The sequence below is a fragment of the Aquimarina algicola genome (genome assembly GCF_006443095.1).
Lineage (GTDB): Bacteria > Bacteroidota > Bacteroidia > Flavobacteriales > Flavobacteriaceae > Aquimarina > Aquimarina algicola.
In genome coordinates this window covers 256,783-270,376 of record NZ_VFWZ01000003.1, presented here as the reverse complement: position 1 = coordinate 270,376, position 13,594 = coordinate 256,783, and the positions used below count along the sequence as shown (strand labels likewise).

The window sequence follows — 13,594 nt, the reverse complement described above, 5'->3', positions numbered from 1 at the left end:
CTATGATAAAGAATAATATAAAATATTTAGCCATTCTGGCATTAGGATTAATTGCTTGTGAACCAGAATTTGATAATCCAATAGACGAATCTGGGATTTATAAAAGTGGAGAAGCTGATTTTAGTAATTTTATTGCCTTAGGTAATTCACTTACAGCTGGTTTTGCGGATGGTGCTTTATACATCACAGGTCAAGAAAATTCATTTCCAAACATATTGTCTAAGCAATTTTCGCTTGCGGGTGGTGGCGAGTTCACTCAGCCTTTGATGGCGGATAATGTAGGAGGGTTTGCCGGTGCAACAGAAGCATTTCCTCCAAGATTAGTTTTGGCATTTGGTGAAGATGGAAGTCCAAGCCCTGAAAGATTTACGGGTAGTAGTCCTTCTACTGATTTTAGTAGTTTAGGTGCTTCATTTAGTAATATGGGTGTGCCAGGTGCAAAAAGTTATCACTTGGTAGCCGAAGGATATGGTAATCCTGCTGGGTTACAAGTTAGCCCTCCAGCGTCAAACCCTTATTTTGTTCGTTTTGCTTCTAGTGCAAATGCTACTGTTTTAGGAGATGCAGTTGCTCAAAATCCAACATTCTTTACTTTGTGGATAGGAAACAATGATATCTTAAGTTACGCTACTTCTGGTGGAGTAGGGATGGATCATAATATTACAGGGGAGTTAAATCCTATGAATTACGGCCCTAATGATATTACCAATAATATGACTTTTGCGGGAGTGTATAGTCAGTTAGTGAATGGGTTAATTGCTAATGGTTCTAAAGGGGTCTTATTGAACTTACCTAGTGTAACTTCGTTGCCATTTTTTACAACAGTTCCTTTTGCTCCATTAAGTCCTTTAAATCAGGATTTTGCTGAACAAATACCAGCACTTAATCAAACTTTTGCCGGTCTTAATGCTGCATTTACAGCATTAGGGGTGCCAGAAAGAGCAATACAGTTTTCTACTACTTCTGCTAGTCCAGTAGTAATCAAAGATGAATCATTAGTAGATATAACAGCTAATCTTACTACAGCGATTACACCTGCCTTTGGTCCTTTAGCACCAATTATTGCTGCGCAATATGGTCAAGCAAGACAAGCAACTGCAGAAGATCTATTAGTTCTTACTAGTTCAGGTATCATAGGACAACCTGATACAGATAGAGTTACAGAACTTATTAATTTAGGAGTTCCTGCTGAATTAGCGGGTCAATTATCAGTAAAAGGAGTTAGTCTTCCTTTAGAAGATCAATTTGTTTTGATACCTGCAGAACAAACAGCAATAGAAAATGCTAGAACAGCATATAATGCAACTATTTCTGCACTAGCAGCTGCAAACGGTTTAGCTCTATACGATGTAGCTAGTGATTTAAATCAAGCAGCAAATGGGGGTATTCCTTACAATGGAGGAATTGTAACCTCTCAATTTGTTACAGGAGGTGGATTTTCATTGGATGGGGTTCATCCAACGCCTAGAGCACATGCTATAGTGACTAATGGAATTATAGGGGCTGTAGAATCAACATATGGAGCAAGTTTACCTTCAGTAAATCCTGCGGATTTTGGAACTATTACTGTAAGTAATGAAGTGAATTAATATATTGTTACATATATAATTTAAGGAAGCTGTCTACAAAGACGGCTTCTTTTTTTTTGAATGAGGATGTAAAATTCTGATGTAAGCTTTGTCTCAAAGGTATACTTGACTAGAATCTTATCGTTTTTTCTTGATAACAACTTAAAATTTTTAGTCCATTGCTATATTTAATATATAAAAAGGTACCACATCTTCTTTTGGTTCGATTTTAAAATAAAATTACATTTTCTTGTCAAGAAAAACTATAGTTCTTAGAGGGGTTATTTTCTACAACTCAATTAGTAAATGTAGAAAAGCTTTCAGGAAGTTATATGGTTTTAAAAGTACTAACCTTGAACCTTAAATAAGAAAAAAACGTTATTTAATCTAGGTAGAAAATTATAAAGAAATGGGGTGCAAACAAATTAAAGTAGGAGGTGGTACAGTAGTTTGGTACGAAAACGAAAATCGTTGTACCTGTTAATAAATATTCAATTTAAAACTATAAATAATTAAAACTTAAAACATCATGAAAAAATCCTTATTAGCGATAGGAAAAGTACTAAACAAAGAAGCTCAAAAACAAATTAATGGTGGATTCTCACAAGATTGCCCAACTCTTGATTTTATATGTGATGATTCTAGTTGTTGCTACTTGTTTGAGAGATTTCCAACTCATTGTATTCCATTGTTTTGTCAAGATCCTTACATGTTTTGATGATATAAAGCCAAATAGTAAGTTTGAATACTGTAGAGTTGTACCGATATAGTATTTTGATCATTAAGAAGAAGCTGTTTTAAGAAGATTACCTAAATCTTTTTGGACAGCCTTTTTTTTATTTTACTGATTAAGATTTATCTTTGGTATTATGAAATTTCTTCTAAAATTAATTTTAAGTACCATAGCAGTATTATTATTAGCTGAGATTCTTCCGGGAGTAACTGTGAACAATTATCTAAGCGCTTTTGTCGTTGCTTTGGTTATTGCAGTTTTAAATAGTATTGTAAAACCAATATTGGTTGTTCTTACGCTTCCTGTTACAATAATAACTCTGGGGCTTTTTTTATTGGTGATCAATGCTTCAATCATATTATTAGCAGATTATTTTATTGCAGGATTCAATGTAAGTGGATGGCTCTGGGCTTTAATTTTCAGTATTTTATTATCTATTTTTGAATCGATATTGCATTCTTTTATAAAGAAGGATAAAAAATAATAAGACGTTTACTGTTTTTCAAGGAGTTAAAAATTTGTTGTGATTTAAAAAAGTGTTACTTTTGCATCCCAATTTTTAGTAGTAAACGAAGAGATAATGAATATTTCAAAAGAGCAACTAGACGAATTAAATGCTGTAGTAACTGTAGATATTGCTAAGGCTGATTACAACGATAAAGTAGAAAAAATACTTAAAGATTATCGTAAAAATGCTAACATCCCTGGATTTAGAAAAGGTCATGTACCAATGGGATTGGTAAAAAAGCAATATGGAAAAGCTGTTTTGGTAGATGAGGTTAATAAGTTGTTGCAAGATGCACTAAACAAATATCTTACCGAAGAAAAACTTGATGTTCTTGGGAATCCACTACCTAAAGAAAAAGAAGGTTTTAATTGGGATAGTGATGATTACTCTTTCGAATTTGAACTTGGTTTAGCGCCAAAATTCGAAGTAAAGCTTACAGGTAAGAAATCAATTACCCATTATAAGATAGTTGCAAATGATGAGATGATCGATAATCAGATCAATACTATCCAAAAACAATATGGTAAACTTGTTCCTCAAGAAACTGTAGAACAAGAGTTTCTAGTGGCAGGTACTTTTAAAAATGAAGAGAAAGAAATAGATAACAACTATACAGTTTCTTTAGATAAAATCAAGGGAAAAAGAAATCTTGATAAATTTTTAGGTTCTAAAGTAGGAGATGAGATTAAGCTGAAAACTAAAGGTTTATTTGCTGATAATCATGATTTAGTTAGTGCGCTAAAAATAGATAACGATAGTGCTAATGACTTAGATATCGAAGTTGTTTTTACAATTACAGAGATAAATAAACAAGAATTAGCAGATCTTGATAAAGAGTTGTTTGATAAGTTATACGGACCTGATATCGTAAAAACAGTTACCGAATTAAAAGAAAGAATCAAGGGTGATGCAGAAAAGCAATTCGAGCAGCAGTCTGATCAACAACTTCTTAATGATGTAACAGAAAGTGCTTTAGAAAATACAAAATTTGATCTTCCTGTTGAGTTTCTTCAAAAGTGGATTCAAGCAACAGGAGAGAAGCCTCTTACAGTAGATGAAGCAAAGGATGAATTCGAAAAAAGCGAAAAAGGACTACGTTATCAATTGATAGAAGGTAAACTGATTAGTGATAATGAACTTCAAGTAACTTTTGACGAATTAAAAGACTTTGCAAAAGACCTAATCAAAGCGCAGATGGCTCAATTCGGACAAAACTCGCCAGAAGATAAAGAGTTAGAAGATATAGCTGCAAGAATTTTATCAAATCAAGATGAAGTTAAGAGAATTTCTGAACAATTAATGAGTAAAAAATTACTTAATTACTTTAAAGAAAATGTTAAACTTAAAGTAAAAGAATTAAGTTTTGACGAATTTATAAAAGAAGTTTACAAATAGTAATTGATGTCAATTTACTAAGGAATTTATACTTATATTTAAAGCGTTAAACTATAATTAGATTAACGCTTTTTTTATCACTAAATCTCAGAATACAAATATGGATTACGGCAAAGAATTCGAAAAATATGCGACTAAGCACCACGGTATTAATAGCAATTATTACAATGATATTATAAGTAGTATGTATCCGGTCGGGATGACTCCAAATATTATAGAAGAACGTCAAATGAATATTGCTATTTTTGATGTTTTTTCTAGATTGATGATGGATCGTATTATCTTTTTAGGAACCGGGATTAATGATCATGTAGCTAATATAGTACAAGCTCAATTATTATTTTTAGAAAGTGTAGATTCTTCAAAAGATATTCAGATATATATAAATTCTCCTGGAGGTAGTGTATATGCAGGTTTAGGTATCTATGATACTATGCAATTTATTAAGCCTGATGTAGCAACAATTTGTACGGGTATGGCGGCTTCTATGGGAGCTGTTTTATTGTGTGCAGGAGAAAAAGGAAAACGTTCAGGACTTCCTCATAGCCGAGTTATGATTCATCAACCATTAGGAGGTGCACAAGGTCAGGCTAGTGATATAGAAATTACTGCTAGAGAGATTCTAATACTGAAAGAAGAATTATATAAAATCATTTCTAAACATTCAGGACAGTCTTATGAAAAGGTTTATGAAGATAGTGATAGAGATTACTGGATGAAGGCTGATAAGGCATTAGAGTATGGAATGATAGATGAAATTTTATCAAGAGAATAAAAAAAACAAATTAGAGGGAGGAATTTTTCCCTCTAATTTGTTTAATATATAGATTCATTTTGTAAGTTGCTTTTTTGATATGTGTCTTATCAAACGCATACTTTAGAAATGAATAATACTTATAAAAATAGAATATTCCTTTTAAAGGTTTTAGCATAAATGTGAAGATATATTTATTTACCTTATATTTTCAGGAAGAAATTAAATAAAAACGATGGCGAAAGAAGATTTAGAATGCTCTTTTTGCGGGAGAAAAAAACCCGAAACTAATTTGCTTATAGCTGGACTTGATGCTCATATTTGTGATAGATGTATTATACAGGCACATGGAATTGTAGTCGAAGAAGCCAAGGATGAAGAAACCGGAGAACTTAGTAGTGAATTAATGCTACGCAAGCCGATGGCTATCAAGAAATTCTTGGATGAGTATGTGATCGGACAAGATTTTACAAAGAAAATCATGTCTGTAGCAGTCTATAATCATTATAAACGTTTACTGCAGCCTAATACCGATGATGATATAGAAATACAAAAAAGTAATATCATTATGGTAGGGCAAACGGGTACCGGTAAAACCTTAATGGCTAAAACAATCGCAAAGATGCTTAACGTACCTTTGGCAATCGTAGATGCAACGGTTTTGACAGAGGCAGGTTATGTAGGAGAAGATGTAGAGAGTATTTTAACTCGTTTATTACAAGCGGCAGACTATAATTTGGAAAAGGCACAAAGAGGTATTGTTTTTATTGATGAAATAGATAAAATAGCTCGTAAAAGTGATAATCCTAGTATTACAAGAGATGTCTCTGGAGAAGGAGTACAGCAGGCTCTTTTAAAACTTTTAGAAGGTACTGTTGTTAATGTTCCGCCAAAAGGAGGTAGAAAACATCCTGATCAAAAGTTCATAGAGGTAAATACAGAAAATATTTTGTTCATTGCGGGAGGAGCATTCGATGGAATCGAAAAAATCATTCAAAAGCGTTTGAATATGCAAGCAGTTGGATATAGTGCCTCTAAAAGCGAAGATGCAATAGAAAAGGATAATCTATTACAATACATTATTCCAAAAGATTTAAAAGAGTTTGGTCTAATACCTGAGATTATAGGAAGACTTCCTGTATTGTCATATATGAACCCTCTTGATGAAGAAACGCTAAGATCTATTCTTACAGCTCCTAAAAATGCAATTATAAAACAATATACTAAGCTGTTCGAGATGGATAATATAGCTTTTTCTATCACAGATGGAGCACTTGATTATATAGTAGAAAAAGCGATGGAATATAAGCTTGGAGCAAGAGGGTTGAGATCGCTTTGTGAAGCTATTTTGACAGATGCAATGTATGAGTTACCCGAAAGCGAAGAAACCGATTTTAGAGTGACAAAAGATTATGCCGAAAAGAAATTGAATAAGTCTACCATTAAAAAATTAAAAGCAGTTTCGTAAAAACTGATAGTATAGAAAGTATCATTTTAGTTTATAAAATTAAAAAAGCATCTTGATTCATAATCAAGATGCCTTTTTGCTGACGATATGTTACCCTTATAAAAACTTTTTATTCAGAATAAGATACTCGGTTCTTATTCTTTTTTATGATATCTTCAGTACTTTTTAATGCTACTTTTATACTCTTTTTGTTTGAAGAAAGTTCTTCTTCTAAATTATTTTGACGAATAAGCGCTTTGTAAAAATGAAATTTTGACTGTTCAGCCAAACAAACATCATTTTCTAAAGACTTATTACATGGAATAGATTTATTCGTTTGTTTACTGTTAACAATTGTTGTATTAGAGTTAACAGTATTGTCTTCAGATTTAATCTCCTGAGCATTGATTCCTGCAAACACAAATAAGAAGAAACAAAAAATTACACTTTTCATACTTTGGGACTTTAGTGATTTTATAACTATCTGATTACAAATTTAGTATGAAAAACAATACCCAAAAAATGATTTTATAACTTTTAGATTAAGTGCTTTTTTGAGTCGATGAAATACTGTTTTTTAACATAAAAAAAGCAATTCTTACATAGGTTTTTTACGGTTAAACCGTAAAAAAAATCTTAAAAAAATTAAGAAGAATAAGAGTTTATTGTATTTAGCGCAATAAGTTCGTCTACATAATTTCTCTTATTCGATAATCGAGGAATCTTGTGTTGTCCACCCAATTTATTGTTGCTTTTTAACCAATCGTAAAATAAATTTGGCCTTGCTACTCTTATTTGTAGCATATTTAAGGTAGTGTTGTTGTATCTTTTTGCTTCATAATCACTGTTTACTTCTTGTAGGTTTAGATCAAGAATTTTGGTGAATTCTTCGATGTTGTTGGGGTATGTTTTAAATTCAATAATCCATTCATGAGCTCCTTTTTTACGATTTTCCATAAAGATAGGAGCTACAGTATAATCTACAATTTCGCAATTAGTTGCTTTTATTGTTTGTTTCAGCGCTTCTTCTGCATTTTCAATAATCAATTCTTCTCCAAAAACATTTATATGGTGCTTGGTTCGTCCTGATATTTTTATTTTGTAAGGATTAAGAGAAGTAAAACGTACTGTATCTCCGATCTTATATCTCCATAATCCAGCATTTGTAGTAATAATAATTGCATAATTTTTTCCTACAGTAACTTCACTTAAAGGAATTATAGTTTCATTTTCTGTTCCATAAGTATCCATAGGGATAAACTCGTAAAATATACCATAATCCAGCATCAGTAATAACTCAGAAGAATTATTGCGATCTTGTATAGCAAAAAAGCCTTCAGAGGCATTGTATATCTCATAATATTTGAAGGATGTTCTCGGTAATATTTTACGGTATTGTTCTTTGTAAGGTTCAAAACTTACGCCACCATGAAAATAGACTTCTAGATTGTTCCAGATATCAAACAGATGATCATTTCCTGTGGTTTCTAAAACTTGATTTAACAATACCAGCATCCATGAAGGTACACCTGCCAAACTTGTAACATTCTCTTGTATTGTCTCATTTACAATTGCCTTCATTTTATACTCCCAGTCGCTCATTAATGATATTTCATTGCCCGGTGTAGAGCTAAACTCGGCCCAAAATGGCATATTGTCGATAATAATAGCAGAAAGATCACCAAAAGAAGTGCCATTTTCTTTGTACAATTCTTTACTTCCTCCTAGTCTAAGGCTTTTTCCTGTAAACAGTTTTGCATTTTCGTTATTGTTAAGATACATGCACAAAAGGTCTTTTCCTGCAGCAAAATGACAGTCTTCTAGCGATTCTTGACTTACAGGAATGAATTTACTTTTTGCATTTGTAGTCCCGCTGGATTTTGCGAACCATTTGATTGGAGTTGGCCAAAAAATATTATGCTCCCCTAATCGACTTCTTTCGATCATAGGCTCATAGTCTTCATATGATCGAACAGGAATTCTTTCTTTAAACGTTTCGTAATTGTTGATACTAGCAAAATCATAAGTCTTTCCAAATTCTGTATTTTTAGCAGTATCTAACAATATGTGTAATAGTTCGAGCTGAACTTCATTTGGATACTTAATAAAAAGTTCCATCTGATGAATACGTTTTTTCAAAAACCAGCTGGCTATAGAATTAACTAATGGGATTGGCATTTTTTGATGTATATTTATCCAGAAATAATGGTTATGTTATCTTTGATCATAATCAACAGAAAACTAAAATAATAAAAATAATCACATTCTTCATATCTGATTATTTTATAACACAATTTTATGCAATATCAAGGCGTACTAACTAAAATGCAAACAGAGGTAGGTGAACCGATTCAATATTTTTTGGTTTTTGACTCTGATTTTATTCATGTAAATCAATTATTAGATAAAAAAATTGATATTGAATTTGTTGGGTATCAATGTTTGTCTTGTGGTAAGAATAAAAAGATTTTTAGACAGGGATATTGTTATGATGATTTTTATAGTAGTGCAAAAGTGGGTGATTGGGTAATGAGACCAGAATTGAGTACTGCACATTTGGATATAGAGGATAGAGATTTAGAATATGAGAAAAAAGCACAATTACAACCTCATATTGTTTACTTGGCGAATTCCAGTAATGTAAAAGTAGGGGTTACCAGAAAATCTCAAGTACCAACCAGATGGATAGATCAAGGTGCTCATGAAGCAATAGAAATTGTTGAGGTGCCTAATAGATACCTGGCAGGGATAACTGAAGTTGCCCTCAAAGAAAGGGTGTCTGATAAAACAAATTGGCGTAATATGCTGAAGAATGATGTTGTAGATCAAGACTTGATTGAGCATAAAAATGCACTTAGAGAATTTCTTCCAGAAGAAGTTCAGGAGTATTTTATAGAGAATAATAAGGAAACCGAACTCAATTTTCCTGTATTACAATATCCTGAAAAATTAAAAAGTCTTAACCTAGAGAAAACACCTCATTTTTCAGGAGTCTTAAAAGGTATCAAGGGGCAGTATCTTATTTTTGAAGATAATACCGTTTTTAATGTAAGAAATAGTGAAGGCTACGTAGTGAAGCTTTCTATTCTTTAAGCAAAGAAAATGTTTATACTTTAACTTTTAGTTCTTCATTGCCATAGATCTCACATTTTTCTAAGGTATTTTGAATATCTTGTATGGTGGTTCTTGGGTTTATAAGGCACATTCTCAGGACGATTTGACCTTGTAGTACAGTAGTTACTAAAAGCGCTTCTCTCGAAAATACAATCTTGTTAGAAATATTTTGATTGATCAGATCTAACTCTTTTTCATTTAAGTTGCGATCAATTGGGTTAAATCTAAAGTTTATTATTGCTAAGGTTGCTGGTGATACGATCTCCCAGTTTCTACTTTTTCTCAGTATCGCTTCTGTTTGTTCAGCAAGATCGATATTGTATTGTATTGCTTTTTTGAAGGTGTTGAGTCCAAATGTTTTTAAAGACATGTAGAATTTGAGTGCGCGAAACCTGCGTGTTAATTGAACTCCATGATCATAAAAATTAATTTCAGATTCATTACCCTCAACATCTCTAAGGTATTCGGGTTTTTCGGTAAAAGTGCTACTCAGCCAATTATGATCTTTGACCAATAAGCATCCTATTTCATAAGGTTGAAAAAACCATTTATGAGGATCCATAGTAAGAGAATCAGCTCGTTCAATACCTTTTAAAAGTGGTTTTTTATTACTTAGCATCGCTGCTGCTCCATAAGCTCCATCGATATGAAACCATAAATCTTCTTCTTTACATATATCTGCAATTTCATTCAAAGGGTCTACTGTTCCTGTATTGGTGGTTCCGGCAGAAGCAATCATACAAAAAGGTTGTAGTCCCTCGAGGCGGTCTTTGGCAATAGCATTTTTAAGCTTATTCAAGGATAACTTAAATTCAATGTCTGTAGGTATGATGCGAATTTGCTCTTTTTTGAAACCAATTACTTTTATGGCTTTGATGTTTGAAGAATGTGCTTGATCTGAAAGATAAATTGTTGCTTTAGAAAAATCTTGACCGCATTTTATTCTTCTTGCAGTTACCAAAGCTGTAAGATTAGCCATTGATCCACCACTGGTAAAAATGCCTCCTCCATTTTTTGTCGGAAATCCAAAAACTTCTAACATCCAGTTCATGGTTACGATTTCTAACTCGGCTGCTGCAGGAGATGCTGCCCAGCCACCGGAGAATATATTAAATCCTGTTGCGATAGTATCTGCCATAGCACTGATATAGTTGCTAGGCCCAGGTACAAAAGAAAATGATTTAGCATGTGATACGATGTTACTATTTGGGATTACATGTTGCATCACAAAATCCAAAACCTGATTTGCAGCAGTAGGCTCATTAGGGATTTCTTCTGTTAATAAAGAATCCATTTCTTCTCTAGATGCAATGGTAACCGGTTTCTTTGTGTCTTGGGTTTCAAAATGATCTACAATATGATCGATAATTTTGTATCCATACTGTTTCATTTCTTCTCTTGACAACTCTAATGAATGATCAGGCTTCTCCATTTTTTATACTTTTTACCTTCTTTATGCTACAAAAATAACACAGAGTCAGATAAAATACATGTATAAAAGAATTAAAAAATAGTATTGAAATCTTATTTAATTAGGAAAGAAAAACATTAACACTTTGGAAAATCGAAATAATGACTAAAACAACTCCGATTAGCCTAGATAGTTTATTAGTTGAATTACTTGATTTTTTGGCAATTTTATTCCCCCATCTTCCATAAACGTACAAAGTACTTATTTTTCCTATATAAATACCCAAGAAAAAAAGGGATAATGATATTAAAGAATTTTGGATTGTGAGTTTAAATATGTATTTGTTTACCATAGAAATGGCTAGGATCCAATATATGATTACAGGGGGGTTAAGCACTGCCAACGAGAATCCTAAAATATATTTAGAGCGTGAAGTTTTTTTGGCAACAATAGTTTTATTTTTAGCTGCGCTTTTGCTTTTGATAAAGAAATAATATAATCCTGCAACAAAAAAACAAATAATAAAAACTGTTTGAATCCAAATATGTTGCTCAAAGAAATCAACGAGCTCAATACTACAATGTAAAGCAAAAAGAGCCAATAGGATTTCACCAATTCCGGCAGCGAGTGCTATTTGAGCTGCACCTTTTATGTTTTCTTTTATTGAAGAATTAATAACGGCAATATTAACTGCGCCAAGAGGTAATGCTCCAACTATCGCGGTTATTACTCCTAATAATAAGTAAAATAAAATCATATCACTTCTGTTATCTTAATGTATTAGTTGTAATTGATTCGATAATCTTACTAAGTGTGTAAAAAAATAAAAGTGGTTGTTACAACCACTTTTATATCATTGAGTATATGTGAATAGATTGAGGGGTTTAAAAATTTCCACTAGAGCCAAGTCTCATTTTTTTTATAACTTCTTCATAATATAGAATTGCCCATATGATTTTTTCTGTGTCAGCATAGGCTACTAGTTCTTCTATAGTTTTATTAATAACTTCTAGGCTTTCTCTTGTTGTTTCGGTATTATTCTTTAATACCTTAAGGTGTTTAGAATCTTCTTTGATCCCAAGATCACTTAGTCGCAATCCAGCTTCATTTGTTAATGATAATAACGGAAGCGCGATAACAATTTCTTCTACACGTTCTTGGTATAACTTAATTAAATCTCCTTTTTTTAAGTTTTCCAGATCATTTATAGTATGAAACCTTTTAATTAGATTGTTTTTTGTGAAAAATACAGCTTCATTAGTTTTTTGAGCTATAATCATATTTGTTAAAATCAAAAAAATAAAGCTTGATAGTATCTTTAACATGTTATCGGTTTTTGATTAATTAACCATTTAAAAATAACTATATGGTTTCTGCTATTGCATTACCATATAGTTATTCAGAGATTGTTTTAAATTAAATCTCGGGGACACTTTGTTTTGGGGATCATTGAATAAATCATTAACAGATACAAAATCTTTTGTAAACCTGTTGTACTTTAATATATCTTGGGTGCCTTTTATCGCAGTATTTTCGATTTCTACACCTGTTCCATGAATGTTAAAAAAGCTATTATCCATCATAAAAGCCTTTTTCATGATAGCCAAAGAAGTATATGTATTGTCGAATTTTACAATATCAGAAAAACCAGAAATTTTAGAATTATTTACATAAGCGGTACCAGAGTGCTTTATGGATATAGCTGCTGTGGTATGCTGGTAATTAGATTTGTCTGATAAATTTACAAATGTAGCATTAGTAATAGTTACATCTGTAGTAAAGTTAGGTCTTATGTATCCGGTTTGTTTGTTATAACCATCAACTTCTAAAGCATAAGAACCTTGTGGACTATTGATATAAGGATGACGAACTGCCATAATTTGATTAAATGTCCCTCTAAATCCTTCAGCAACTTGGTAATCATCATCAACAGCTTTGTAAGAAATTAAGTTTTTTAAATTATTTTTTCCTCCATGTATGTCATATGAATCTTTTCCGGCATAACTAACCATTACATCTTCAATAATAGAAGAAGTGCCTAATGCATATAATGATAAACCATTTATACCTTGTTTTCTTTTGGTTTGATTACCTGGGTATTCTATTCTTACGTAACGTAATACAGTTGTTTCTTCTTCATCATAATTACCTCCATAAACCGAATATTGTGGTAAAAAATCACCATCGATAGAACCACCACCGGATACTGTATTTACTGTTGCAGAACCTGCAATAATAATACCACCCCAGTCACCACTATTTCTGGATTTTGGAGGCTTGGCAGATGTAAAAACAATCGGACTGGCTTTTGATCCCGCAGCAATCAATTTAGAACCTTTGGTAATAATAAGATTGGCAGGGTTTTCATAATCGCATCTTACCACGGTACCTTCTTGAATAGTTAAAGAAGCATTGTTTGTTACGTAAACATCACCAGATATTAAGTAGACAACATCATTTGTGAGAAATGTATGAGTGTCGATGATATTTGGAAGTTTTTCTTCTGCTTCTGGGTAATTTGTTCTGTTAGGAGAAAAATTAGTCCAATCTTCTGTCCAATCTAAATCATTGGCATTAAAATTTTGAGCTTTAGCTATAAATGAAGAAAACAAGAAACACGAGATACACGCAATGAGAAAATATCTTTTTTTCATAGTTATTATT

Annotated in this window: 12 protein-coding genes; 6 read left to right on the top strand and 6 right to left on the bottom strand. The window is 32.2% G+C overall.

The genetic code is table 11. From position 1 onward, the window contains the following. Window positions 1–2: 2 nt before the first annotated feature. From FHK87_RS12055 to clpX, 5 genes are all read left to right on the top strand, one after another. Window positions 3–1,589 carry an SGNH/GDSL hydrolase family protein gene (locus FHK87_RS12055; protein ID WP_140593179.1) on the top strand — a complete coding sequence of 529 codons (1,587 nt, stop codon included), beginning with the start codon at window positions 3–5 and terminating at the stop codon, window positions 1,587–1,589. Window positions 1,590–2,437: 848 nt separating this feature from the next. Beyond that, the gene (locus FHK87_RS12050) at window positions 2,438–2,785 is read left to right on the top strand and encodes a phage holin family protein (RefSeq protein ID WP_140593177.1); all 348 of its coding nucleotides are present in this window, start codon (window positions 2,438–2,440) and stop codon (window positions 2,783–2,785) included. 96 nt (window positions 2,786–2,881) lie between these two features. Next, the gene (gene tig / locus FHK87_RS12045) at window positions 2,882–4,204 is read left to right on the top strand and encodes a trigger factor (RefSeq protein ID WP_140593174.1); all 1,323 of its coding nucleotides are present in this window, start codon (window positions 2,882–2,884) and stop codon (window positions 4,202–4,204) included. 100 nt (window positions 4,205–4,304) lie between these two features. Further along, on the top strand, window positions 4,305–4,979 hold the full coding sequence (gene clpP, locus FHK87_RS12040) for an ATP-dependent Clp endopeptidase proteolytic subunit ClpP (protein WP_140593171.1): 675 nt from the start codon (window positions 4,305–4,307) through the stop codon (window positions 4,977–4,979). 214 nt (window positions 4,980–5,193) lie between these two features. Beyond that, window positions 5,194–6,426, top strand: a complete 1,233-nt coding sequence (clpX, locus tag FHK87_RS12035) for an ATP-dependent Clp protease ATP-binding subunit ClpX (protein ID WP_140593169.1) — start codon at window positions 5,194–5,196, stop codon at window positions 6,424–6,426. Between the two features lie 109 nt (window positions 6,427–6,535). Here clpX and FHK87_RS12030 read toward each other — a convergent pair whose 3' ends face one another. Next, window positions 6,536–6,859, bottom strand: a complete 324-nt coding sequence (locus FHK87_RS12030) for a hypothetical protein (RefSeq protein WP_140593166.1) — start codon at window positions 6,857–6,859, stop codon at window positions 6,536–6,538. Between the two features lie 191 nt (window positions 6,860–7,050). Continuing rightward, a complete protein-coding gene (locus FHK87_RS12025; RefSeq protein WP_140593164.1) occupies window positions 7,051–8,583 on the bottom strand; it encodes a GH3 auxin-responsive promoter family protein in 1,533 nt (510 codons plus the stop codon). A 120-nt stretch (window positions 8,584–8,703) separates the two neighbouring features. Between FHK87_RS12025 and FHK87_RS12020 the strand changes: the two genes are divergently transcribed. Continuing rightward, a complete protein-coding gene (locus tag FHK87_RS12020; protein ID WP_140593161.1) occupies window positions 8,704–9,498 on the top strand; it encodes a DUF2797 domain-containing protein in 795 nt (264 codons plus the stop codon). A gap of 13 nt (window positions 9,499–9,511) precedes the next feature. Here the strand turns inward: FHK87_RS12020 and FHK87_RS12015 are convergent, their stop codons facing one another. From FHK87_RS12015 to FHK87_RS12000, 4 genes are all read right to left on the bottom strand, one after another. Continuing rightward, window positions 9,512–10,951 (bottom strand): pyridoxal phosphate-dependent decarboxylase family protein, encoded by a 1,440-nt coding sequence (locus FHK87_RS12015; RefSeq protein ID WP_140593159.1) that lies wholly within the window; start codon window positions 10,949–10,951, stop codon window positions 9,512–9,514. Window positions 10,952–11,051: 100 nt separating this feature from the next. Further along, window positions 11,052–11,687: a LysE family transporter gene (locus FHK87_RS12010; RefSeq protein ID WP_140593156.1), complete on the bottom strand. Its 636-nt coding sequence runs from the start codon at window positions 11,685–11,687 to the stop codon at window positions 11,052–11,054. A 127-nt stretch (window positions 11,688–11,814) separates the two neighbouring features. Then, on the bottom strand, window positions 11,815–12,255 hold the full coding sequence (locus FHK87_RS12005) for a hypothetical protein (protein WP_140593153.1): 441 nt from the start codon (window positions 12,253–12,255) through the stop codon (window positions 11,815–11,817). Between the two features lie 51 nt (window positions 12,256–12,306). Further along, complete coding sequence (locus tag FHK87_RS12000) at window positions 12,307–13,584, bottom strand: hypothetical protein (protein ID WP_140593151.1); 1,278 nt, start codon at window positions 13,582–13,584, stop codon at window positions 12,307–12,309. Window positions 13,585–13,594: the final 10 nt, after the last annotated feature.